Annotated in this window: 25 protein-coding genes; 9 read left to right on the top strand and 16 right to left on the bottom strand. The window is 66.6% G+C overall.

The features are described 5' to 3' along the window. Positions 1 to 2 precede the first annotated feature (2 nt). The 4 genes from GKZ92_RS11125 to GKZ92_RS11110 all read right to left on the bottom strand — a co-directional run bounded on the left by GKZ92_RS11125 (position 3) and on the right by GKZ92_RS11110 (position 4,244). On the bottom strand, positions 3 to 1,019 hold the full coding sequence (locus tag GKZ92_RS11125) for a YihY/virulence factor BrkB family protein (RefSeq protein WP_035752436.1): 1,017 nt from the start codon (positions 1,017 to 1,019) through the stop codon (positions 3 to 5). Positions 1,020 to 1,150: 131 nt separating this feature from the next. Continuing rightward, the gene (locus GKZ92_RS11120) at positions 1,151 to 2,473 is read right to left on the bottom strand and encodes an NAD(P)H-binding protein (RefSeq protein WP_155225259.1); all 1,323 of its coding nucleotides are present in this window, start codon (positions 2,471 to 2,473) and stop codon (positions 1,151 to 1,153) included. A 131-nt stretch (positions 2,474 to 2,604) separates the two neighbouring features. Then, positions 2,605 to 3,042: a nuclear transport factor 2 family protein gene (locus tag GKZ92_RS11115; RefSeq protein ID WP_155225258.1), complete on the bottom strand. Its 438-nt coding sequence runs from the start codon at positions 3,040 to 3,042 to the stop codon at positions 2,605 to 2,607. A gap of 14 nt (positions 3,043 to 3,056) precedes the next feature. Further along, complete coding sequence (locus tag GKZ92_RS11110) at positions 3,057 to 4,244, bottom strand: lipase family protein (protein ID WP_075863082.1); 1,188 nt, start codon at positions 4,242 to 4,244, stop codon at positions 3,057 to 3,059. A gap of 437 nt (positions 4,245 to 4,681) precedes the next feature. Between GKZ92_RS11110 and GKZ92_RS11105 the strand changes: the two genes are divergently transcribed. Further along, positions 4,682 to 5,476, top strand: a complete 795-nt coding sequence (locus GKZ92_RS11105; protein WP_006357263.1) for a hydroxymethylpyrimidine/phosphomethylpyrimidine kinase — start codon at positions 4,682 to 4,684, stop codon at positions 5,474 to 5,476. Positions 5,477 to 5,615: 139 nt separating this feature from the next. Further along, positions 5,616 to 7,091, top strand: coding sequence for a flavin-containing monooxygenase (locus GKZ92_RS11100; protein ID WP_035752424.1), 1,476 nt, complete (start codon positions 5,616 to 5,618; stop codon positions 7,089 to 7,091). A 57-nt stretch (positions 7,092 to 7,148) separates the two neighbouring features. Here GKZ92_RS11100 and GKZ92_RS11095 read toward each other — a convergent pair whose 3' ends face one another. Next, a complete protein-coding gene (locus GKZ92_RS11095; RefSeq protein WP_155225257.1) occupies positions 7,149 to 8,363 on the bottom strand; it encodes a cation:proton antiporter in 1,215 nt (404 codons plus the stop codon). A gap of 172 nt (positions 8,364 to 8,535) precedes the next feature. On the opposite strand from GKZ92_RS11095, the gene GKZ92_RS11090 reads away from it, so the two are divergent. Continuing rightward, positions 8,536 to 8,955, top strand: coding sequence for a DUF1622 domain-containing protein (locus tag GKZ92_RS11090; RefSeq protein WP_006357574.1), 420 nt, complete (start codon positions 8,536 to 8,538; stop codon positions 8,953 to 8,955). A gap of 55 nt (positions 8,956 to 9,010) precedes the next feature. On the opposite strand, the gene GKZ92_RS11085 is transcribed toward GKZ92_RS11090, so the two are convergent. Then, positions 9,011 to 9,838, bottom strand: coding sequence for a GlxA family transcriptional regulator (locus GKZ92_RS11085; protein ID WP_230461957.1), 828 nt, complete (start codon positions 9,836 to 9,838; stop codon positions 9,011 to 9,013). Positions 9,839 to 9,926: 88 nt separating this feature from the next. Here GKZ92_RS11085 and GKZ92_RS11080 point away from each other — a divergent pair, with 88 nt between their 5' ends. Beyond that, entirely contained in the window at positions 9,927 to 10,562 is a 636-nt protein-coding gene (locus tag GKZ92_RS11080; RefSeq protein ID WP_155225256.1) for an isochorismatase family protein, read from the top strand. An 87-nt stretch (positions 10,563 to 10,649) separates the two neighbouring features. Further along, a complete protein-coding gene (locus GKZ92_RS11075) occupies positions 10,650 to 11,438 on the top strand; it encodes a thioesterase family protein (protein ID WP_155225255.1) in 789 nt (262 codons plus the stop codon). A 23-nt stretch (positions 11,439 to 11,461) separates the two neighbouring features. Here GKZ92_RS11075 and GKZ92_RS11070 read toward each other — a convergent pair whose 3' ends face one another. Then, a complete protein-coding gene (locus GKZ92_RS11070) occupies positions 11,462 to 12,535 on the bottom strand; it encodes a YihY/virulence factor BrkB family protein (protein WP_075863348.1) in 1,074 nt (357 codons plus the stop codon). A gap of 81 nt (positions 12,536 to 12,616) precedes the next feature. Beyond that, a complete protein-coding gene (locus tag GKZ92_RS11065; RefSeq protein WP_006357580.1) occupies positions 12,617 to 13,276 on the bottom strand; it encodes an FMN-dependent NADH-azoreductase in 660 nt (219 codons plus the stop codon). Between the two features lie 96 nt (positions 13,277 to 13,372). On the opposite strand from GKZ92_RS11065, the gene GKZ92_RS11060 reads away from it, so the two are divergent. Further along, positions 13,373 to 13,723 (top strand): winged helix-turn-helix transcriptional regulator, encoded by a 351-nt coding sequence (locus GKZ92_RS11060; RefSeq protein WP_006357581.1) that lies wholly within the window; start codon positions 13,373 to 13,375, stop codon positions 13,721 to 13,723. Between the two features lie 9 nt (positions 13,724 to 13,732). Here GKZ92_RS11060 and GKZ92_RS11055 read toward each other — a convergent pair whose 3' ends face one another. The 6 genes from GKZ92_RS11055 to GKZ92_RS11030 form a co-directional block, all read right to left on the bottom strand. After that, positions 13,733 to 14,464 carry a lysophospholipid acyltransferase family protein gene (locus tag GKZ92_RS11055; RefSeq protein WP_035752412.1) on the bottom strand — a complete coding sequence of 244 codons (732 nt, stop codon included), beginning with the start codon at positions 14,462 to 14,464 and terminating at the stop codon, positions 13,733 to 13,735. 113 nt (positions 14,465 to 14,577) lie between these two features. Continuing rightward, entirely contained in the window at positions 14,578 to 15,621 is a 1,044-nt protein-coding gene (locus tag GKZ92_RS11050) for an NAD(P)-dependent alcohol dehydrogenase (protein ID WP_035752567.1), read from the bottom strand. Positions 15,622 to 15,739: 118 nt separating this feature from the next. Beyond that, positions 15,740 to 16,138, bottom strand: a complete 399-nt coding sequence (locus tag GKZ92_RS11045; RefSeq protein WP_050918651.1) for a TraR/DksA family transcriptional regulator — start codon at positions 16,136 to 16,138, stop codon at positions 15,740 to 15,742. Positions 16,139 to 16,191: 53 nt separating this feature from the next. Further along, positions 16,192 to 16,611 (bottom strand): hypothetical protein, encoded by a 420-nt coding sequence (locus GKZ92_RS11040; protein ID WP_006357585.1) that lies wholly within the window; start codon positions 16,609 to 16,611, stop codon positions 16,192 to 16,194. Between the two features lie 74 nt (positions 16,612 to 16,685). Beyond that, positions 16,686 to 18,191 (bottom strand): protein adenylyltransferase SelO, encoded by a 1,506-nt coding sequence (locus tag GKZ92_RS11035; RefSeq protein WP_006357586.1) that lies wholly within the window; start codon positions 18,189 to 18,191, stop codon positions 16,686 to 16,688. Positions 18,192 to 18,237: 46 nt separating this feature from the next. Then, on the bottom strand, positions 18,238 to 18,441 hold the full coding sequence (locus GKZ92_RS11030) for a zinc-ribbon domain-containing protein (protein WP_006357587.1): 204 nt from the start codon (positions 18,439 to 18,441) through the stop codon (positions 18,238 to 18,240). A 91-nt stretch (positions 18,442 to 18,532) separates the two neighbouring features. On the opposite strand from GKZ92_RS11030, the gene GKZ92_RS11025 reads away from it, so the two are divergent. Next, positions 18,533 to 19,258, top strand: coding sequence for a DUF6319 family protein (locus GKZ92_RS11025; RefSeq protein WP_230461937.1), 726 nt, complete (start codon positions 18,533 to 18,535; stop codon positions 19,256 to 19,258). A gap of 7 nt (positions 19,259 to 19,265) precedes the next feature. Here GKZ92_RS11025 and GKZ92_RS11020 read toward each other — a convergent pair whose 3' ends face one another. Then, positions 19,266 to 19,670, bottom strand: a complete 405-nt coding sequence (locus GKZ92_RS11020) for a VOC family protein (RefSeq protein ID WP_006357589.1) — start codon at positions 19,668 to 19,670, stop codon at positions 19,266 to 19,268. An 82-nt stretch (positions 19,671 to 19,752) separates the two neighbouring features. After that, a complete protein-coding gene (locus GKZ92_RS11015) occupies positions 19,753 to 20,553 on the bottom strand; it encodes a crotonase/enoyl-CoA hydratase family protein (protein WP_006357590.1) in 801 nt (266 codons plus the stop codon). A gap of 77 nt (positions 20,554 to 20,630) precedes the next feature. On the opposite strand from GKZ92_RS11015, the gene GKZ92_RS11010 reads away from it, so the two are divergent. Further along, positions 20,631 to 21,179, top strand: a complete 549-nt coding sequence (locus GKZ92_RS11010) for a YceI family protein (protein WP_006357591.1) — start codon at positions 20,631 to 20,633, stop codon at positions 21,177 to 21,179. Between the two features lie 149 nt (positions 21,180 to 21,328). Next, positions 21,329 to 22,129 (top strand): DUF1542 domain-containing protein, encoded by an 801-nt coding sequence (locus tag GKZ92_RS11005; RefSeq protein WP_155225253.1) that lies wholly within the window; start codon positions 21,329 to 21,331, stop codon positions 22,127 to 22,129. Positions 22,130 to 22,510: the final 381 nt, after the last annotated feature.

Below are 22,510 nucleotides of genomic sequence, written 5' to 3'. Positions count from 1 at the left end.
GGTCAGCTCGGTTCGTCGCCGGGCTGACCGTCCGGGGAGCTCTCGCCGTTCGTCCGGCCCTCACGAGGGTTGTCGAAGGTCACGTCGATCTCCTGGAACCCCTTGTTCCGCTGCGCCCGAACCTGCGCCGCATACGCGGCTTCGTCGCCCTCGGTGAGGATGACGTTGTCGGTGAACGGCGTCAGCAGCGACCGCGGGTACAGGTGGTCCACGCGGACGGCGTTCGCCTCGAGGCAGAACACCAGCACGATCGTGGTCACGTAGAGGAACGCGAGCAGGCCGAGAACGATCGCGAAGACCCCGTTCGTCGAGCTCGCATTGGCGATGACGCGCCCGACGTACACCGCGCCGAAGGTCTGAATCGCCTGCCAGCATGCTGCGGCCGCGAGCGCTCCGGGGAGCACGTCGCGGACGGACAGGGCGCGAGCAGTGCCGAACCGGAACGCCACGATGAACACGAGCGTGCTCAGCACGACCGAGCCGAGGATCGCGAACCAGCGGCCGGCGACGCCGAGCTCGATGCCGGCGGCGATGCCGTTGACGACGGTCAGTCCGATGACGGCGAGGCCGACCGTCGACAGCAGGACCAGGCCGCGCAGGCGCACGAAGATCGGATCCGGTCGTTCGTTGCGGGGGACGGCCCAGATGGTGTTCATCGCATTCTGGGCCGCGACGGCGACTCCCAGACCGCCGTACAGCGAGACCAGGACACTGATGATGAGCGCCGGGATCCCGCCGCTGAGTTTCTCGGGCTCGCCGAGTTGGCTGCCGATCACCGGGATCTGACTCATCGCCGAGTCGAGGATGCGCTCCTGCAAAGCCGGATTGTCGGCGAGCACGATGCCCAGGATCGTCGAGAACAGCAACAGCAGCGGGAACAGCGAGATGAACGCGTAGTAAGTGCACAGGGCGGCCAGATAGGCGCCCTGGTCGTCGACGAACTTGTAGATCACCGCGAGCGGGAACCCGGTCGCCGGGTGTCGTCGCTGGAAGTCGTCGATCCGTTCCGACAGCGACACCCGCTCACCTTCTGCTCGTCGTTCAGCCGGTCCTGCCGGCACCGCCCGGGCGGCGGGTGTGCTGACTGTATCCCGGCCGACAGCCGATCAGCCGTAGCCCGGTCCGTACCGCACTGAATTCGATCTGTGCCTCAGTGAAACGGATCCACGGCTGGTACACCGAGCTTGCGCAGCGGCCACCCGAGCCGCCAGTAGGCAAGTCCGACGACCCCGTGCGGAAAGAAGCGGCACGTGGTGGTGACCTCGGTGCGTGCAGGCTTCTGGCCGAGGTCACGAAGTGCGTACTCGACGAACCCGTTGCCGCGCGAGTTCTCGCTGACCTGGACGCGGAGGAACTCCGGTTGCTTCTCCGCGATTACGCGTCCCCTCCGTTCGAGCGAGTCCCAGATGTCGTCGGGTGTGCCGTTCTGGACGGTTGCGGACGTCGACTCGAACACCTCCTCGCCGGCCCAGTCCGGGTCGGTCGGGATGGGTTCGGCTGCGGGGGTGTCAGCGTTCGCGTTCGCCCACGTCGCGGCCTCTGAGCCGCGTTCGGCGCGGCTCAGCGTCTCGGCGACCGCTCGGCGGTACGGGGTCAGGCCACCCGGCGGGCGGGGGATGATCGAGTCGATGTCGCGGTTCCGGCAGACGGCGTCGCACTCGAGCGACTCGATCAGCGGTCGCGCGATCTTCCCTCGGATCGGGGTCACCAGGCGGACCCAGCGGCTCGCCACCGACGGCGTGAGGAACGGGAGGACGACCATCGTGCGCGGACGAAGACCGGCGACCTGCGCGTAGACCTGCATCATGTCGCCGTACTCGAGGACGTCCGGACCGCCGATGTCCCACGTCCGTGACTCCGGGACCTCCGCGGTCGCCGCCTCGACCAGGTAGTACAGCGCGTCGGAAGCGGCTATGGGCTGGATCTTGTTGCTCACCCAGCGCGGCGTCGTCATCGCCGGGAGCCGCTCGGTGAGGTGGCGGATGAGTTCGAACGATGCCGACCCGGACCCGATGAGCGTCCCGGCCTGCAGTGCGACGGTCTCGATCGACGAGTCGATGAGGATGTCGCCGACCTCGGCTCGCGATGCCAGATGTTCGGAGAGATCGGTGCCCTCGGGGTGCAACCCGCCGAGGTAGACGATCCGGGACACGCCGCACGCCTGTGCTGCTGCCACGACGTTCTCTGCGGAGCGTCGTTCCTCGGCCGCAAAATCCGCGTCGTTGCTCATCGAGTGCACGAGGTGATAAACGACGTCGACGCCGCGGAAGGCAGCGAGAAGCGAGTCCCGGTCGGAGAGATCACCTTTCACGACCTCGGCACGTGAGTCGTTCGTCCACGGCGCGTCGGACAGCTTCGACGGCGTCCGGGCCAGCGCGCGGACACGGTGCCCACGTTCGAGCAACCGGGGTGCCAGACGGCCTCCCACATAGCCGGTGGCTCCGGTGACCAGACAGGTTCGCGCTTCGTTCACATGACTCCTCTGTACCTTCGGGCGGTACCCCTCAGGCTAGGAGTGGAAACGTCGACCGCGGCCCGGTCGCCGGGTGTCGGTGCCGGATCGTTCCCTACGGCCACAGGTTGATAACGCGTGGCGGTGCCGGGTCAGGCGTCGCGCTCTTCGAGTGGTGAGTTCACGAACCAGAGGCTCTCTTCGTGCAGACGTTCACTCCGCCAACCGGTCTCGGTGCGGACCATCGAGTGGTGATAGTTGCCGCCGCAGGTGCTGAGCTCGGTCATCCCCACGAACTGCATGGGGTTGTAGAACATCGCCCGGATCTGTGCGCGGTCGCCTTCGAAGGAGTACTCGATGTTCGTGATGAAGTGTTGGCTGACGGTGACGAACGCGAAGTTCTCCTCGAGCCATGCGGCGATCTCGTCCCGACTCCCGGCCCGTCCGGCCGGAGCCGAGATGTAGTCGACCGTGGCGTCCGCGGTGAACACGGAGCGCCACAGATCCCAGTCCTTGGTGTCGACCGCGCGGGCGTATCGGTAGAGGACGTCGGCGATCTCGAACCGGTCGGCGATCTCCTGGGTGTTCACGTCTCTCCGATCAGTTAGTTCTTCGGCAGGGCGGCAGCTTTGGCGTTCAGCCACCTCAGCGCCTCGAGTTCGGACACCAAGCCCACGCCGTGGCCGAGGAACGTACCCGGCAACAACACCGGCAGATGCATCGTCTCGACGGTGACGTCGGCCCCCTTGGCACGCCAGGACCGCACCATGCGATCAGTGCCGCGGGGATCGACCACGTCGTCGCCGCGGTTCTGGCTGACCAGGACCGGCATCCGCGGGGCGACCCCGCCGAGTCGTTGATCGTTCACCGCCGTCAGCCACGGCTCCTTGCGCAGATGCGCCGCGATCGGCCGGCCGTCCTTGGTGTAGAAGGTCGTCGGCACGAACGGAAGCATCCTCATCACGTCGAACACGCAGTACGAGTTGACATCTCGCAGCACACTCCGACCGAGCGGGTTGAACGCGGCGAGGAACTTCGCGCGATGCTCGGGGTACGCGGCGATGAAACCGTTGACGACCCACCCGACGCCACCTCCCAGGAGGCTCCCGTCTCCGAGTCGGGCCAGGTCGGCGAGGTCCGGTGCCGGTGCCCCCGCGAAGGCCGCGAAGATCGGGAGTTCCGGGGCGTACGAGCCGGCCAGTTCGGCGGCGGAGCCGGACGCGAAACCACCCTCGGAGTACCCCCACAGGGCGACGGGCGCCTGCGCACTCACACCGAACTTCGGGTTGCGCGCCACACGGGCCATGTCCAGCATCGATGTCCCGAGCGACCTACGGTTCAGGTAGGGGTGATCGCCGGGCGTGCCGAGTCCTTCATAGTCGGTCAGCGCCACCGCGTAGCCATTGGCGAGCAACGCTCCGATCGCCATTTCCTCGTAGGCCTGTCCGTACCGCAGCAGACGTGACGGTGCGCACTGATCGCCGGCACCGATGGTCCCTGAACCGACCACCACGACCGGACGCTCACCGCGCCCGGCCCACGGAGTGCGGGGGACCAGGACGCTGCCGGTCACGGCCGTCGGACGGTTCCGAGCGCCGGTGCTCGCATACATGACCGTGGTGGTGCGGGCGTCGATGTTCGCGCCGGTGAACGGGATGACAGCCGCGTACGACGGCGCCGATCGGATCAGCGATCCGGGACGGGCGTCGAAGCCCGACGGCGGGTTGTAGAACCCGGCATACGGGTCCGCCGACGCGGGACCGATTCCGGCGAGTGTGGCGGTGGCGGCCACCGCGCAGGTGGCGAGGAGGGCACGTCGACGAAGACGACCACCTCTCGGAAAGCGTGCGCGAGACTGTTCGCGCACGAGACGACGTCGACCCTGACCCCCGATGAACATGTTCTAATTAGTTGGATAGATCACGTCCCGTGTCAACCGTCTGGAGAAAATCTCCCAAGGGCGGCGCGCGTCTCCGACCCGCCGGCGGGGGAGGCTCGATGGGGGTGTCCGTTTCTCCTTCGACACGATCCTGCACAGCCCGCGACAGACGATGGCGCGCATCGTGTCCGTGCTCGTCGATGCTGCCATGCGGTGTCGGACACCAGGCTGTTTGCTCGGGGAAACGTCACGGTCGGGAGGCTGCGACGGCCGACTCCGGTGCAAACGGGGTAGGGCTGGGGGTGTACAAAAGGACCCGGTTCATCTGCGAACCCCGAAAGGATCGAGCAATGTCAGTGGTGTCGTACGTGATCGCCGGGTCCGAGGCGACCGGAGGCGCGGGAATCCAGGCCGACCTGCGCACTTTCGCCCAGCTCGGCACCTACGGCGTCGGAACCATCACCTGCATCGTGTCCTTCGATCCGAAGGCCGGCTGGGGCCATCGTTTCGTGCCGGTGGACGCCGGCGTCATCGCCGACCAGATCGAGGCGGCCACGGTCGCGCACGAGCCCGAGGTCGTCAAGATCGGCATGCTCGGCACGCCCGCGACCATCTCGACGGTTGCCGAGGCACTGGCATCGCGGACCTGGCGGCACGTGGTCGTCGACCCCGTCCTGATCTGCAAGGGTCAGGAGCCCGGTGCGGCTCTCGACACCGACAATGCCCTGCGCTCGGAGATCCTCCCGCTGGCCACCGTGGTCACGCCCAACCTGTTCGAGGCCGCGACCCTCGCCGGCATGGACGAACTGGCCAGTGTCGACGACCTCGCCGAAGCGGCTCGCCGGATCGCCGATCTCGGGCCGAAGTGTGTCGTCGTCAAGGGCGGGGTCGGACTCGCCGGTGACGAAGCGGTGGACGTGGTCTTCGACGGCACCGACATCACCATCCTCCGCGCACCCAAGGTGGGCGACGAGCGCGTGTCCGGTGCGGGTTGCGTGTTCGCCGCCGCGACCACCGCCGGACTGACCAAGGGCGCCGACGTCCTCGACGCGGTGCGCGCGGCCAAAGAATTCACCCACCGCGGGATCGTCGGTCGCATCAGCTCGACCGCCCCGTTCGACGCCGTCTGGCACGGACAGCAGTAGCACTCCGCGCTGTGCGGTAAACCCACCCTTTATCGGCACAATCACCACCTTGATGGGGGGTGCGTTTGCCGAAAAGTGGTGGGCTTGTCGGAGCTGGCATCCTGGAGACAGCACCACGTCGGACAGCCAGGAGTGAACAGTGACCGCACCAGACCGCGTCGACGTCCTCATCATCGGAGCCGGGATCTCGGGCATCGGGGCCGCCCGCTACCTACGGACCAAGCGTCCGTCGAAGACGTTCACCATTGTCGAGGCTCGTGCAGCCGCCGGCGGAACCTGGGACCTCTTCCGTTACCCGGGCATCCGCTCGGACTCGGACCTGCACACCTTCGGCTACGAGTTCAAGCCGTGGACCGACAAGCAGGCGATCGCCGACGCCCCGCGAATTCTCGACTACCTCCACGAGACGATCGAGGAGAACGACCTCACCGGCCACATCCGGTACCACCACAAGGTCATGGCCGCCGCCTGGTCCTCCGACGACGCACGGTGGCTCGTCGACCTCGAGCGCACCGACACCGGGGAGCGGACGCAGATCAGCGCGCGGTGGATCTTCTGCGGTTCGGGCTATTACGACTACGACGAGGGATTCAGTCCCGACTTCGCCGGCGAGGACCGCTTCCGCGGTCAGATCGTGCACCCGCAGCACTGGCCGGAGGATCTCGACTACGCCGGGAAGCGGGTCGTGGTGATCGGAAGCGGTGCGACGGCCGTGACGCTGCTGCCCGCAATGGCCGAGGAGGCCGCGCACGTGACGATGCTGCAGCGCACGCCGACCTACGTCATCCCGTTGCCGCGTGAAGACGCAATTGCCAACTCGCTGAAGAAGATCTTCGGCGACGAGCGGGGATATGCGCTCACTCGGCAGAAGAACGTCGCGCAGCAGCGAATCCTGTTCGAACTGTGTCAGCGGTTCCCCCAGGTGGCGCGACGAATGATCCGGAAGATCAACAAGTCTCAACTCCCGGAGGACTTTCCGGTCGACGTCCACTTCAACCCGCCCTACGACCCGTGGGATCAGCGCCTGTGCGTGGTGCCCGACGCTGATCTCTTCCGCACCATCCGGTCGGGCAAGGCGTCGATCGTCACCGACCGGATCACGTCGTTCACCGAGACCGGCATCCTCCTGCGGAGTGGCGCCGAACTCGAAGCCGACATCATCGTCACCGCAACGGGACTCAACATCAAGATCATCGGCGGCATCGACCTCACCGTCGACGGCAACCCGGTCTCGCTACCGGACACCGTCGTCTACCGCGGGATCATGCTGTCCGATGTGCCGAACTTCGCACTGGCCATCGGGTACACCAACGCATCCTGGACACTGAAGATCGGGTTGCTGTGCCAGTACTTCTGTAAGTTGCTCGGGTACATGGACTCTCACGGTCACGACGCGGTGTGGCCGGTAGCCGACCCGGGCATGCCCACCCGGCCGTTGCTCGACTTCGGCGCCGGGTACGTCCAGCGCGCTCTCGACACCCTGCCGAAACAGGGACCGCACGCCCCGTGGGTGATGTCGATGAGCTACTACGCCGATCGTCGCCTGTTCAAAGGCGATGTCGCCGACGAGAATCTACGGTTTGCGCAGGCGCGGCAACCGGAGGTTCTCACGTAGGAAACACGGACAGAACGACATACCTCGCCGGCTTCACCTGTCGGGCAAGCGAAACAATCAGTCGAACTCTAAGTCCTTCGCGGCCTCTCGCCGGTTCAGTCGCTGGGCCACGAGACCCACCCCGAAGCCGTGCAACACGACACTCGCCAGGACCGTCACAGTCATCGCATACAGCGTCTCGTTGGCGACCATGCCGTCGAGTTCGTTGAAAGCAAGGAGACCGAAGACGATCGACGCGGTTCCGCGTGGCCCGAGGACGCCGATCAGAAGTCGATCACGTGGGCCGATGTCGGTGCGCAGCAGCGCGAGGTAGACGGGAACGATCCGGAGGACGGTCAGCGCGGCGAGGGCCAGAACGACGATCTGCCAGACGAACCCGAGTTCGAAGACCAGCACGGCGGCACAGCCGAAGACGAACCACATCGTGAGGGCCGCGAGCGCACTGACATCGTCGGCGAGGCGCAGTTGCTCGTCGCCCGGACCGTCGGCCCGGGCCGCCTTGTAGGCGATACCGCAGAGGAATGCCGCCACGAAGCCGTTGCCGCCGAGTTGCACCGAACATCCGTAGGCGAGGATCGGGATGAGGACGAGGCTGATCCGGATGGACTGTTCGGTGGCGAGCCCGCGGCGAATGGTGAAGTTCGTCAGTCGCGCGGCGAGGAGTCCGATGACGCTGCCCGCCAACACCGCCCACAGCGCAGACGGCACCGCCTGTTCGAGTGCTTCGGCGGGGGAGGAGGCGTGCTTGTGGTCGCCTGCGAGCGTCAGGGCGAAGACGAAGAGCGGCGCGATGATGCCGTCGTTGTAACCGCTCTCGATGTTCAGCAGGTGTCGCACCCGCGTGGGGAACCGCCGATCACGTACCAGCGACGAGGCGGGCGTCAGGTCCATCGGGGTCACCACGCAGGCGATCAGCAGCGCGACGCCGACCGCCATCGACGGCAGGAGCGCGACACCCAGCAGGGTCGCCAGGGCGACCGACAGCGGCATCGCAATGAGCAACAGCCGCAGAGATGTTCGACGTTCACCGGCGAAGTAGCCGCCTCGCACCTCGATGGCGTCGACGAACAACAGGAGAGCCAGGATCAGTTCGACGAAGGGTTCGGCTGCGTCGGTGTCGAGTGCGTTGCCGATGGAGTTGTTCGTGGTCAGCCCGATCACGAGGCCGGCGACCACCATCACGATGGCCCCGGAGATCTGGAGCCGCGACAACCGGCCCGCGACCAGGGTCCACCCGACGATCACCACGATCGCGATCAGTGCGGGAGTCATCGACCTCGCCCACGTGACAGCATTGTCGGATCTTATCCCGGCCGGCCGCGCTGATCAGGTAGGTCGCAGCGAGATCAGTCCACGTGAGGCAGCTTCGCCACGTCGTGAATCCAGAAGTCGGCTCGCTCCGGACAGCCGTTGCACACGGGTGGACGCGGATAGGCTGACGTGCATGGAGTTCGAGGACATCTTCACCGCGGTGGCGGTCGCATTCGAAGCGCTCGGCGCACTGGCCATGATCACCGGCTTCATCATCGCGCTCGTCCTCGGTGCGCGGTCGTTGTCCCGCAGGGAATCCGGCAGCGAAGCCTTCTCGATCCTCCGGACAACCCTGGGCTCGGCCATCCTCCTCGGTCTCGAGATCCTCGTCGCCGCAGACCTCATCCGGACGATCACCTCGAAGCCCTCGATCGAGGACGCACTGATTCTGGGGATCATCGTGGTGATCCGGACGGTGCTGTCGATGTCCATTCAGATCGAGATCGAGGGCACTCTGCCGTGGCGGCGGGCGGTGCTGACCAACGGCGGTCAGTTGCTGAGCAAGGCGGTGGCACGTGATGCGGCCGCGAGTCGGGCGGTCGAAGAATCGTGATCGGCTGATCGACAACGCGTTCGGATGCCCACCCGATGCGCCTCGGGATGAGGAGTCAGCCGGTGACCCGGAATTGACGGCGATAACTGGTCGGCGACGTCGCGAACGTCGCCGCGAAGTTCTGTCGCATCGTCACGCTGCTGCCGAAGCCGCATCGTTCGGCGATGGTGTCCATTCCGAGGTCGGTGGTCTCGAGGAGAACCCGGGCACGATCGAGGCGTTGCCGAAGGATCCACTGCGCGGGCGTCGTTCCGGTGACCATCTTGAAGTTCCGCACGAAGCTCCGGGTACTCATGGCGGCCCGGGAGGCGAGATGTTGCACGGTGAGCGAGTCGTCGAGATGCTGCGCGGCCCACTCCATGAGTTCGCCGATCGGGTTGCCTGTTGCCGTCACCGGGACGGGCTGTCGGGTGTATTGCGCCTGACCGCCGTCCCGGTGCGGCGCGACGACCAGGCGGCGGGCGACGTCGTTGGCGACGTCGGCACCCAACCGTTCGCGAACGAGGTGCAGGCAGGCGTCGATCGCCGACGCCGTGCCCGCTGACGTCAACACGTCACCGTGGTCCACGTACAGTACGAGCGAGTCGAGCGGGATGTCGTTGTGGCGCTTGCGTAACGCGTCCATCGCCGCCCAGTGGGTCACCGCCGATCGCCCGGACAGCAGGCCGGCGTCGGCGACCGGGATCGCGCCGAGACACAGCCCGACGATGACCGCGCCACGGTCGTGGCCGTCGATGAGGATCTGGCGGAGAGAGGCGTCGAGCGGCGGGAGATCCTCGGGCCAGGACGGCACGACGATCATGTCCGCATCTGCGGCAGCCTCCGGTCCCACAAGACCGGAGATCTTGTACCCCTCGCCGACGCCGACCTCGCCGCCGGCCATTCGCGCCACTCCCGACCGTACTCTGCGACGACGCATAGTGAGGTGGTCGGTCGACACCCCCGGCCGCCGACAGATGGGAGACCCGACCATGACCACGATCCGCCGCGCACTGATCCTCGTCGACGTCCAGAACCAGTACTTCGACGGCCCGCTGGCCATTCAGTACCCGCCTCGTGACATGAGCGTGCAGAACATCGTCCGACTCATCGACCACGCGAAGGAGCAGCGCATCCCGGTGGTGGCCGTCCAGCACACGTACCCGGCCGACGCGCCGGCGTTCGCGGAGGGGTCGCGATCGTGGGAACTGCACCTGGACGTCGCCTCGCGGGCGACACCGTCGTGGAAGCGGGTGCGCAAGATCCACGGCAGCGTGTTCGCCGGGACCGACCTGGCGGAGTGGCTGCGAGCCCAGGACGTGAACACGGTGACGTTCGCCGGCTACATGACGAACAACTGCGACCTGGCCTCGGCCGCGGGCGCCGAGGAACTGGGCATCGCCGCCGAGGTGGTCTCCGACGCAACCGGCGCCATCCACATCGCGAACGCCGCCGGGAAGGCCTCGGCCGAGCAGGTTCACAACACGCTGATGGCGATCCTCCACTCCAACTTCGCCGCGGTCGCCACCACCGATCAATGGATCGACGCCAGCGCCGGTGGAGACCCGCTCGACAAAGACGATCTGGCGTCCTCAGCCGTGGAAGGGCAGCGGGCATTCGGCGCCTGACGAGCGCGGTTTTATATGCCGACCGTCATAGAGTAGCGTGCACTGCGTTATCGCGGTCGTCATAGTCGCGTGAGGAAGAGTCCTACCATGCCCACACTCGCCGAACTCGTCTCGGGTTTCGATCCGACCTCGGAATTCGTCGTCCCCACCCAGTGGACGCAGGGTCGTACCGCTTACGGCGGGCTGACCGCGGCCATGTCGGTACTCGCCGCGCAGCTGACCGAGGGTAAGCCGCTACCGCCACTGAAGTCGGCACAGTTCCTGCTCAGCGCGCCGGTCGTCGACGCCGCGACGTTCACCGCCCGCCGACTCCGCGAAGGGCGATCAGCCTCGAGCGTCGCCGTCGAAACCGTGAGCGGGGGACAGATCGCCGCGCACGCGTCGCTGATCTTCGCGCAGCCGCGTCCGAGTGCGATCAGCCATGACCTCGTCGGCGCTCCCGAGGTTCCGGCACCCGAGGATTGTGGGCCGTTCGGCGACGCCTCGGCGCCCCTTCGTCCGGCGTTCGTCGACAACGTCGAGATGGTTCGGGCGGGTGGGACCGTCCCGCTGGGTGACGACGGGGACCCACGGTTCCTCGCCTGGGTGCGGCATCGCGGTGCCGAGGGAGTGGATCCGACGATCGCGCTGGTCGCCCTCGCCGACGCCCTGCCGCCGGCGACCACGGCCGCGTTCACCGAGTGGGCGCCGATCAGCACGATGAGCTGGTCGCTGCACATCTGCACCGACGACCTGCCGAAGCCGACGGACTGGATGCTCCTGGAATCGTCGAGCACCTTCACGCGCGACGGCTACTCCCATCAGTCGATGACCCTGTGGGACAGTGCATGGCGTCCGATCATCCAGGCCTCACAGACGGTTGCGCTGTTCGCCTGACGAAGCCCGGAGAAGTGCGGCGTTCAACCGCCGTGGGATTCCCTGAGGGCTCGGCCCTTCTCGATGTCTTCCTGGTGGATCTTCTCGTTCTTGTCCGAGACGGTGGTGTCGCGAGGGGGAAGCTGTAGCCGCTCTTCGGCAGCCATACCCGCCTGAAGCTGACGACCACGCTCGAGTTCGGCGTCGAACTCCGCGCCGAAGAGCAGGGCCAGATTGGTCAGCCACAACCACAGCAGGAAGACGATCACACCCGCCAGCGCGCCGTAGGTCTTGTTGTAGCTGCCGAAATTCGACACGTAGAGAGCGAACGCCGCCGAGGCCACGATCCAGGTGACGATCGCCAGGACTGCGCCCGCACTGATCCACCGGAACTTCGGTTGTTTCACATTCGGTGTCGCCCAGTACAAGACAGCGACGATCACCACCACGAAGACCAGCACCACCGGCCAGCGCACGATGTTCCACACAGTCAGAGCGGTGCTGCCCAGACCGATCGCATCGCCGATGGAACGTGCGATCGGTCCACTGACCGCGAGCATCAGCGCCACAGCAGCGGCGAGGATCAGGGCCACCAGCGTCACCAGCAGCATGGCGGGCCGCAGCTTCCAGATCGGACGGCCTTCATCGACCTCGTACATGCGGTTCATCGCACGACCGAATGCGCCGACATATCCCGACGCCGACCACAGAGCGCCGGCGAGACCGATCACGAGGGCGAGGCCTGCACTCGGCGCGGACACGAGTTGTTCGACGGGTGCACGCAGCGTGTCCACCGCATCCGACGGGCCCAGGTCTTCGACCATCGTCAGCACCGCGTCAACCGTCTTCTCTCCCTGTCCGAAGACACCGAGCAGCGAGACCATGGCGAGCAGTGCGGGGAACAGTGACAGCACCGAGTAATAGGTGAGCGCGGCCGCCAGGTCGGTGCATTGATCACGGGAGAACTCGCGGGCCGTCTTTCGCAGCACGAACATCAGCGACGGCTTGGTGAGGTCGGTGGGCGATTCGGGCTTACGTGGATCGTCTGGATCGGCGAGAGTCGGGTCGTCTTCGACGTCCCGGCCGGCCTTGTCCATGGTCTGCTCGTCCTTGCTCATACCCCGGTGTAGCCGCCGGGTTCGCAGACCAAACTCTCCATGCCTTGACCAGGCGGGACGGGGGAGCGCGCCCGGTGGCGGTCAGCCCGCGGAGGCGACCACACGTGACAGCGCGAGCTCGCGGCCGGCGATGCGCGCGTTCTCCTCGGCCTCGACCTTGAGTTCGGCCGCGATATCGGCGAAGGCATCGAGGGCAGGATTCACACCGACGAGCGTGAACTGACGTTTGACGATCCGGAGGTCGAGTCCCCAGACATCCTCCAGGACGCGGCGCAGCCACGGCGTCGAGTGGTCCCAGCCGTCCCTCGGCGTTCCCGGGTCGTAGTTGCCGCCCTGGGTCGTGACCAGCACCGCGGGCTTGCCACGCAGCGCGGCCGGGTCGACGCCGATCCGCGGATCGGTAGCTGCGAGGTCGTACCAGCCCTTGAAGTGTTGGGAAACACCGAAGTTGTAGAGCGGAACGGTGAGCAGCAACGCCTCGGCCCCGATGACCTCATCCGCGATCTCGGCGGCGAGGGCGACTGCCTCGCGTTGCGCAGCGTCGCGGTCGGCCGGCGGGACCGTTCCGGCGATCACGGCATCGCGCCACACAGTCGCGGAAACGGGATCGGTCGACAGATCTCGGCGTGTGACCGTCGAGTCCGGGTGAGCGCTGGTCCATTCGCGCTCGACGAGGTCGCCGAGGGCGCGGCTCGACGACGTGGAGGGGAGGATGCTGGCATCCAGACGGAACAAAGACATTCGAACTCCTCGGGAGTGACTAGGTATTTAGAAGTGACTACTCACAAGGTAGTACTGTCGTCGTCGAAGCGCCACCGGGCGACTAGGATGTGGTCGATGTCCGATATTTCCGCGACCGGCCACGCGCCGCGCACATGCGACGATGCGTTGCGTCGTGCGTTCGGCTTCCTGGGCAAGCGGTGGAACGGCATTCTCATCGCAACGCTGATGAACGGACCGGCGGGGTTCGCCGAATTGCGTTGCGCCGTCGGAGGAATAAGCGATTCGGTGCTGTCCGGCCGACTCTCGGAACTGACCGCGGCCAATCTGGTGGAACGCCTGGTGGATCCCGGACCGCCGGTGTCGGTGTCCTATCAGCTCACCGAGTCGGGGCGCGCACTCATGCCGGCACTGACCGCCCTCACCGCTTGGGCTTGGGAGAATCTGCCGCCGTCGGTGGCGGAGTAACTCGACGGATCAGACTGCGATCCGACACACTTCGTCGACCACACCCTGCAGGTCGCCCTGGATCATCCTCGTCAGCGCGGCAGGCGTCTCGTCCTTGAAGCCGGTCAGGTCGACCGGATCCCCGAAGGTCACCATCGGTCGGGCCCGATCGCTCTCCGATGAGTAGGCGATACCGGCGGACACGAGCGTGACGTCGACGCCCGCTTTCAACGCACGGTAGGCGATGTGGCCGATCCCGGTTCCGAGCTTCTGCAACCGGGTCACGTCACCCTCGTTGCAGGTCCCCTCGGGGAAGACGGCGATGCTGTCGCCGCGGACCATTCGCTCGACGCAGACGCCGAACATCTGGCGACCGGCCTCCGCGGCGGCCCGGACACCGTGGTCCTTCTGACGGAAGACCGGAATGCCGCCCAGGGTGTCGATCTTGCGTCGCTGCTCCGGGTCCTCGAAGAGTTCGTCTTTCGCCAGCACGCGCAGGTGACCGATGCGGGGACGAAGCGGTGAGCGGAAGCCTGCCGCCGCCAACACCAGCGGATCGCGCTCGGACACATGGTTGGCCGCGACCAGTAACGGTTTGCCGCTGCGGACCGCGCGAACCAGACGATCGCGGGCGGTGAACCCCACGACGGGCCTGATCTTGGCGGCGAGCACCCCGTACATCAACTTCGCGCGTACGCGATCCTGCTGGTGATCGAGGTAATGCGCGTATACGGCCTCAGACCGGGTGAGCTCCACATCCACGTAAGTTACGGTACCGTAGGTTAGTTGTCATGCCCAAGGAACGGCGAAACCAGTCTGTCTGTGGACGACGAAGAACAGCAGGTGGGGGGCTTGAGTCCATGCCGGGGCGATGTTCAGTCAGGCACCACGACGGCTCGACCACGTAGGTCATTGGCGGCCAATCGCCGGTAGGCCTCGACCCCGTCATCGAGCGAGAACCGTTCGACCGCCACCTCTAGGACACCGTCTCGTGCGAGGTCGAGAACCTCGATGAGCTCGTCGCGTGCTCCCCAGTACGGCGCGCGCACCGACACCTCGTAGGGCTGGGTGAAGAAGCCGACCTTCGCCGCGGCGACCATGTCGCCGATGCCCACGATCACCACGTCACCCATGGTCCCGACGACGCCCATCGCGATGTCGAGAGTGGGTTGCAGGCCGACGAAGTCGAAGACTGCGGTCGCACCGTCGTTCCCGGTGATCCTGCGGACGCCCGCGACGGCATCGGCGTCGGAGAGCACCACCTCGTGGGCCCCGACCTCGCGCGCGAACTCGAGCTTCTCGTCGCTCACGTCGAGGGCGATCACTCGCGACGGAGTCAGGTGCCGAAGCAGTTGGATCCCGACATGCCCGAGACCACCGGCTCCGATGACCACTGCCGTGGTGCCACCGACCAGCTTCGGAAGCGAGGGTTTGATCGCGTGGTAGGGCGTGAGGCCGGCATCGGTGAGAGGGACTGCATCCACCGGATCGAGGTCGCCGAGGGGCACCAGGTGGCGCGCATTGTCGACGAGCAGGTACTCGGCCATCGCGCCCGGGTTGCCCAAACCCGGTGGTGCGATGCCCAGTTCGCCGGCTCGGCTGCAGTAGTTCTCCAAGCCGCGGGAGCAGAAGTGGCAGACGCCGCAACCCCAGGCTCCGTACACGGCCACTGAGATGCCCTCGGAGATACCGGTGACGCCGGTGCCCACCTCGGCGACCACGCCGGCTCCTTCATGGCCGAGCGTCATCGGAAGGGGATACGGGAATCCTTCTTCGGGCAGGTTGAGGACGAAGTCGTCCGAATGGCAGGCGCCGGCTGCCGTCACCTTCAGGAGCACCTGTCCGGGACCCGGCGAGGGTTTGTCGACCTCACGCAGCTCCGGCAGTTTGCCCGGCTGGACGACCTGAATAGCCTTCATGCGCATACCTTTCGATCCGGCGGATGGTGGACCCGCCTTCCGGTCTACTCGGTCGGTCGCAAAGCCATGCGTCTTCCGTCGAACTCGGCACAATCCGCTCGGCGTGGCAACTTCCTGTTCACCACCGGCGGGATGGGTTCCGTGCCGCGCATCGCACGCATTGCCGGGCCGCGGGGAGGACCTCGAGTCGCTCGGGGTCGATGACCTCGCCGCACGTCTCGCAGCGGCCGTACGCTCCGCGACCGACGCGCTCGAGAGCAGCGTCGATCTCGTCCAGACGAACCCGCGATCGTTCGAGCTGGGCGACCAACTGGCCACGCTCGACGGCGAGTGTCGTCCCCTCCGGATCGTGTTCATCGTCGGAGGCGGCGTCCGCGGTCGACTCGATGACGGCGGCCAGACTCGCAGACAGTGATTCGATGAGCGTCGCGGTTCTCTCGCGCTCGGCGATCAGCGATGCTTCCGATTGGTTCGGGCCGGAGTTCGGGTCGGAGTGGATCACGTTGACCGAGCCCAGGTCTGTGGTCGACTCACGGCTCAAGTTGTACGCCGCAGGTACGACGTTCTCGGTCACGCATGAACGTCGCGGAGACCGACGGCGCCGCGCAACCCTGAACAGTTGACGCACCCCACGCAGCCGACACATCCAGCGCACCGCCGGCACAGCAGACAGGCCACGACACCGACACTGCCGGCGACCCCGAAACTGATTGCGGTGGCGACACTTCCGGCGACGAGCAGGCTGGCCATCGTCGCCGCCGAACCCGTGACGATCGCGCTCGCGACCGTAGCCGCCGAGGAACTGACACCGGCGCTGGCCACCGTGCCGGCCGACCCGGCGACGGCAGCGCTCGCGACGGTGCCGGCCGAACCGGCCACCGCCAGGCTCGACGTGGTCGCGATCGAGCCGGCGACCGCGGTCGAGTTCACGGTCGAGGGTGATTCGACGACAGAAGTCTCATCGCGGGTGAGTGTCCACATGATGTCCATGGTCGCGCAGTCGGAACACGCACGCAGGGGGTTCGGGGGCAACTCACCGGTGTTCCGCGGAACACTCCCGACACTCAGGTCCCGCAGAACGTCTGGAACGACGAGTTGAACTCGTCCGAAGCAGGCGCGGTGTACTTGACCCATTCGACGCGCCGCTCGAACGGGTGCGTCACGACGTCGAGTAACTCCTCGAACGGCGCGAGGTCACCCTCGTGCGCGGCGCGGAGGGCGGCGTCGACCATGTGGTTGCGTGGGATGTAGAGCGGGTTGACCTGATCCATCGCGTCTGCGGTGGTGTCGTCGTCCCGGCCGTGATCGGCGAGCGTCTCGCGCCATCGTGCGAGCCAGGGCGCCGAGACCTCCCGTGGGAGGAGTAGGTCGAGTGGAGCCGTTCGTCCGCGGAGTTCGTCGGCGAGCGCCCGGAAGGCCCCGGTCCAGTCGGCGCGGTGTTCTGCCATCAGGGCCAGCAGGTCGTCGATCAATGCGTGGTCGACAAAGGTATCGGCCAGCCCCAACTTGGCGGACAGACCTTCGTTGAGGTGCTGCTCGTACAGACCGTCGAAGGTGGACAGCGTGGCGGTCGCGATGGCGATCGCCTCGTCCGGCGTGGGGCTGATCAGCAAGAGAAGCGTTTCGGCGAACCGTGCAAGGTTCCATTTCAGGACGGCGGGCTGGTTCCCGAAGGCGTAACGCCCGCCCTGATCGATCGAGCTGAACACCGCTGCCGGATCGAAGGCGTCGACGAATGCGCACGGCCCGTAGTCGATGGTCTCGCCGGAGATGGTGGTGTTGTCGGTGTTCATGACACCGTGCACGAACCCGACGAGCATCCACTGGGCGACGAGGCGGGCCTGACGGTCGACAACGCCCTCCAGCAGCTTCGCGTAGCGGTTCCCACCACCGGTGGTCGGCAGGTCGGACAGGTCGGGGTAGTGGCGAGCAATCGCATAGTCGGCGAGGGGTTGCAGGATGTCGCCGTTGCGGGCGGCGAACTCGAAGGTACCGACCCTCAGGTGACTCGCTGCGACGCGCGCGAGCACGGCTCCGGGCTCGACACCGGTGCGGTGAACGCCGCGACCCGTCGCCACCACCGACAGTGACCGGGTGGTGGGCACGCCGAGAGCGTGCATGGCTTCGCTGACCAGGTATTCGCGGAGCATCGGTCCGACGACCGCGAAACCGTCTCCTCCTCGCGAGAACGGCGTCGGACCAGAGCCCTTCAACTGCATGTCGACGCGGTGACCCTCGACGTCGAGCAGTTCACCCAGCAGAAGTGCCCGCCCGTCGCCGAGCAGTGGGGCGTATCCGCCGAACTGATGTCCGGAGTACGCCGTCGCCACCGGTTGCCCGTCGGCGGGCACGGCTGCGCCGGCCAGGATCGCGACCCCGTCGTCGGAGCGCAAGGCCTCGACGTCCAACCCCAACGACGATGCGAGCTGTTCGTTCACGACGAGGAGCTGCGGATCGGGCACGTCGGCTCCCCGCCATTCGACGGTGAGCGGCGTCAGCTCATCGACGAAAGTGCTCTCGAAGCCGGTGATCGCGTCGGACGTGCGGGCGGGGGAGTCGGTGGCAGCCACTCTTCGAGCGTAACCACTCGTCGCGCTGCCCGACTTTCGCTGATGTCTACAGTGCGATGGCGGCGCCGCAGATGCCGCAGGCCTCGAACTCGCGCCGTCCCCAGCGCGCGATCGGGATGAAGAACACGGTGAACTGCTTGAACTCCCGCATCCGGGTCCACTGGGTGGTGTTGTGACAACGGGGGCACGTACGGGTCTGTCCTGCGCCGAGTTGCTGCTGCTTGGGGCCGTATCCGAAGACGAAGAACACTCCGTCATCGTATGCACGACCGCGACCGGCCCGTCCGGACTGGATCGAGACCCGGCACCCGTCAGTCGCACGCGTGTGCGAACATGGACGCGTGAGCTCGCAGAAGAGGACCGGCCTGACCGCCGTTGACCTGGAATCTCTGTCCGCCGCACTCGCGGCCGGCAAGCGCGTGACCGTCTACCTCCGTGACCCGATGCCGTCCCTCGGACTCGACGCCGGGACTTCGGCGCGGGTTCTGTCCGTCGACGGTTCGACGGTGACGGTGCGGCCCAAGGGCGTCGACGATCAGTTGCCCTTCGAGGCCGACGAACTGCAGCGCGCACGTTCCGCCTCAGCACCCGCGAAGGCAGCCCCACGGTCGCCCAGGACCGCCCCTGCCGACCCGACACCGTCGGTACGCCCTGCGCCGACACCGAAAGCAGCTGCAGTGGAACCGAAGCCGACGCCCGAGCCCACTACGCGTCCGGAGCCCGCACCGCCGCGATCGGCCGCGCCGAAGTCTGCTCCGGCGAAAGCTGCTCGACGGTCGAAGAACACGACAGCGGCGGTGAGCGTGACCATCACGTCAGCGGGTGAGAGCCTCTGGACGGTGTCGGTGGCGCACGGGAGTAAGAAGGGAAAGCCTGCTGAGGTGACCGCTGACCGCGTGGCCCGCGCGATGCAGGAACTCGGCGACGACGCAGCGATCACGGCCGTCGACGAGGTCATCGAATCCGCGCGCGAGGCCGCGCAGAGGAAGATCGAGGAGCTGACGCGCGAACTCGAGAACGCACGAGCAGCGCTCGCTCACCTCGACGTCGGGCCCGCCGAGAGCTGACTCGAGTTCATCCGGCCGGCGGGGCGAAGAACTCCAGCGCGATGTTGTCCGGGTCCCGGAACGATATCCCTGATCCGTAGTGGGCGTGCTTGATGCCGCTGTGCGCGATTCCGGCCTTGTCCAGACGGGCAACCCATTCTTCGAGTTCGGGCCGAGTGCAGGCGAATGCGACATGGTCCAGTCCGACGTTCCGCTCGTCGAAACCGTCAGCATCCGACCCGCTCGAACTATGGGTGTGGAGTCCGAAAAGCGTTCCGCCGGCGAGTGCGAAGACCGTGTGATGGAAGTTGCCGGATTCCTCGTCCTCGTCCAAGACCGGTTTGGCGTCGAACAGGGTCTGGTACCAAGCGGTACTCGCAGCAAGGTCACTCACGGTGATCGCGACGTGGGTGAGAGCGGGAAATGCAGGCATCGGATGCCTCCTCCCAGGAAGGGCGCCGGATGGGAACTCCGGACGCACCGACCAGTTTATCGCCGCAGCCAGAGTTCAGGCCTCAGTCCGGGTCGGTGAACCGAGGTTCCCGGCGGGCCAGGCCGGCGTGCACGGCCTCGAGCTGGTTCGGTGAACCGATCAGCTCGACCTGCAGTGTGCTCTCCAGCAGCAGCGCGGCCGATGGGTCGGTACCGGTCCAGGTCTCGTCGTAGAGGCGCTTCGCGGCGCGCACCGCGTGGGGCGACTTCGCCGCGATCTGGTGGGCGAGGTCCAAGGCGCAGGCGAGCGGGTCGTCGGCCGTGCCGGTGACCAGCCCGAGCTCGTGGGCCTCGGCTCCCGAGAGCACACGACCGGTGAAGGTGAGTTCTTTGGCCACGTCGGCCCGAAGGAGGCGCGGGAGCGTCTGGGTGATACCCATATCCGGCACCAGGCCCCACTTCACCTCCATGATGGACAGTCGTGCGTCGGGGGTCGCGTAGCGGATGTCGGCGCCGAGCGCGATCTGCAGGCCACCTCCGAAGCAGTTGCCATGGATCGCGGTGATCACCGGCGCCGGCACGTGACCCCAATCGAGAGACACCCGCTGCGCCTGGTTTCCGCGGTCGGCGTCGTCTCGATCCAGCAGAGAGTCGGCGAGCCCATCGCCGCCGAGTGATGAGATGTCGAGGCCGGAACAGAAGCTCTTCCCGGCTCCGTGGACGACGACCGCCCGCACTCGACGATCCGCCGCCAGGTCGCCCGTCACCGCGAGCAACGCGTCGAACATCGCGGGGTCCAAGGCGTTGTGCTTGTCCGCCCGATTGAGCGTGACCGTCGCGACGCCCGCATCGTCGACATCGAGCAGAATCCGTTGTTCCGTCATCGTCTTCACCACCTCGCCGTGTGTCGTCGGCCGTGCGATGGGCCCGGCCACGTACTCCGAGCGCTTACACTACGGCGGTGGCGGAATCAGTCTGGGAGTTCACCGAATCCGATGGTTCGGTCGTCGTGCACACCGATGTGGGCGGGCGGGCGGCACGCACCGGCCACCGACTGACGATCGCGATGCGCACCTGGTCGGCGTCGGTGACACTGACCGACGACCTCGTGCCGACGAACCTGAGCGCCACGATCGCGGTCGACTCGATGCACGTGGAATCCGGGGAAGGTGGACTCACCCCGATGACCGGTGCCGAGAGGTCACTGGCCCGCATGAACGCCCTGAAGTCCATGGGCGCCGACAAGTACCCCGAGATCACCTATGCGGCAGATACATTCAGCACTACGGACGGTGGTTACCGAGCCGACGGAGTGCTGACGATCCACGGTCGGTCACACCCGCATGGGCTGGACCTGCAGGTCGTCGAGACCGCCGATGGTTGGCAGATCTCGACCGAGTCCACCATCACTCAGAGCGACTTCGGGATCAAACCGTATTCGCTGATGATGGGCACGCTGAAGGTCGTCGACGACGTCCGCGTCGTCGTCGAGGTGGCCCGCACTCGCTGACCAGCGGTGGCCGCGCGCCTGACTTGGCTCCGGTGCGAGTGCGTTCCGGTCGGTACGCTCGATGGTGCGCGATTTGTCCGCCAGGTCCGTCAGCCCTCGCGGGCTTGCGCCGGACGAGCCCGTCGGACACGCACGAGCTGGAGAGAACCATGGAAGCACTGATCCTGATCGCCGTCATCGTCCTGATCGTCGTCGGGGTGGTGGTGATCGCTCAGCAGCGCTCGGGCACCAACGCGGCCCGAAACCTGGACGACGCGAAGGCCGACGCCCGACAGGCGATCGAACGGCTCGGCGGGCAGGTGTTCATGCTGATCGGCGACGGCCCGGCGTCGAAGCAGGCTCTCGCCGACGCGGGCGAGCGCTATACCGCGGCGGGGTCGCAGATCGAGCAGGCCAACTCACCCGCGCAGGCGCGCCTGGCCAAGCAGACCGCCATCGAAGGCCTGTACTACATCCGCGCGGCGCGGATCGCGATGAACCTCGATCCCGGTCCCGCCATCCCCGAACTCGAGGGCCGGCAGAGGGCGGGCAAGGTCACCGAGGATCGGAAGGTCGAGTTCGAAGGACGCCAGGTCGAGGCGTCGCCCAACCCGTCTGATCGGACGCCGAACTACTACCCGGGTGGCCGTGTCGCCGGGCGGCCGGTTCCGGCCGGCTGGTACTCCGAGCCCTGGTGGCGGCCGGCGCTCGTGGCGGGCGCCTGGGGTGTCGGATCGATGTTCCTGTTCTCCGCGATGTTCTCCGGCATGGCCGGCGTCCCGTACGACGCCCAGGGCTTCGAGAGTGGCATCGGCGATGGATCCGAAATGGGAGCCATCGACGGTGGCGCCGGAGGCGACGACTTAAGCGGGGGTGCCCCCGGCGGCGATGGCGGTTTCGGCGGAGACGGTGGTTTCGGTGGAGACGGCGGCGGTTTCGGTGATTTCGGTGGCGGAGGATTCGACTTCTGATCGACCTGAGGGGCATCGAAAACCGCGGTGTGTAGCCATCTTCGAGATGTCCTCCACCGGCAACGACCGCTCGGCGACTCGTGGTTCGATGTGCGGGTTTTGCGGCACGGTCCGCTCAACGGCGAAGAGGTCTCAGTACCTGGAATGGGCATAGACGTACAGCAAATGGAGCATCTTCGCATCCGCATGATGAGCCGGATGCAGCTCCTCCGCGACACAGACTAGAGCCGGCCTTGTCGACCCACTCGTAGCTTCCACCCTCGAACCCACTGGTCAGCGCACCGGCTATGGGTCAATCGCCCATCATTCGATTTTGGTGACACAGGTCACTCGACGCCCATATAGTTATCCAATGCCACTTAGTCATCTAAGTGACAGAGG

It is taken from the genome of Gordonia sp. 135 (genome assembly GCF_009720185.1).
GTDB lineage: Bacteria > Actinomycetota > Actinomycetes > Mycobacteriales > Mycobacteriaceae > Gordonia > Gordonia alkanivorans.
The sequence above is the reverse complement of the archived record's forward strand: the minus strand, read 5'-3'. Positions and strand labels throughout refer to the sequence as shown.

Excerpts from the sequence above, each read along its gene's own strand:
- GKZ92_RS11005 (WP_155225253.1), top strand. The coding sequence starts at position 21,329 with ATGGAAGCACTGATCCTGATCGCCGTCATCGTCCTGATCGTCGTCGGG.
- GKZ92_RS11015 (WP_006357590.1), bottom strand. The coding sequence starts at position 20,553 with ATGACGGAACAACGGATTCTGCTCGATGTCGACGATGCGGGCGTCGCG.
- GKZ92_RS11095 (WP_155225257.1), bottom strand. The coding sequence starts at position 8,363 with ATGACTCCCGCACTGATCGCGATCGTGGTGATCGTCGGGTGGACCCTG.
- GKZ92_RS11050 (WP_035752567.1), bottom strand. The coding sequence starts at position 15,621 with ATGAAGGCTATTCAGGTCGTCCAGCCGGGCAAACTGCCGGAGCTGCGT.
- GKZ92_RS11075 (WP_155225255.1), top strand. The coding sequence starts at position 10,650 with ATGCCCACACTCGCCGAACTCGTCTCGGGTTTCGATCCGACCTCGGAA.
- GKZ92_RS11105 (WP_006357263.1), top strand. The coding sequence starts at position 4,682 with ATGTCAGTGGTGTCGTACGTGATCGCCGGGTCCGAGGCGACCGGAGGC.
- GKZ92_RS11060 (WP_006357581.1), top strand. The coding sequence starts at position 13,373 with ATGTCCGATATTTCCGCGACCGGCCACGCGCCGCGCACATGCGACGAT.
- GKZ92_RS11065 (WP_006357580.1), bottom strand. The coding sequence starts at position 13,276 with ATGTCTTTGTTCCGTCTGGATGCCAGCATCCTCCCCTCCACGTCGTCG.
- GKZ92_RS11080 (WP_155225256.1), top strand. The coding sequence starts at position 9,927 with ATGACCACGATCCGCCGCGCACTGATCCTCGTCGACGTCCAGAACCAG.
- GKZ92_RS11070 (WP_075863348.1), bottom strand. The coding sequence starts at position 12,535 with ATGAGCAAGGACGAGCAGACCATGGACAAGGCCGGCCGGGACGTCGAA.
- GKZ92_RS11020 (WP_006357589.1), bottom strand. The coding sequence starts at position 19,670 with ATGCCTGCATTTCCCGCTCTCACCCACGTCGCGATCACCGTGAGTGAC.
- GKZ92_RS11040 (WP_006357585.1), bottom strand. The coding sequence starts at position 16,611 with ATGGACATCATGTGGACACTCACCCGCGATGAGACTTCTGTCGTCGAA.
- GKZ92_RS11085 (WP_230461957.1), bottom strand. The coding sequence starts at position 9,838 with ATGGCCGGCGGCGAGGTCGGCGTCGGCGAGGGGTACAAGATCTCCGGT.
- GKZ92_RS11090 (WP_006357574.1), top strand. The coding sequence starts at position 8,536 with ATGGAGTTCGAGGACATCTTCACCGCGGTGGCGGTCGCATTCGAAGCG.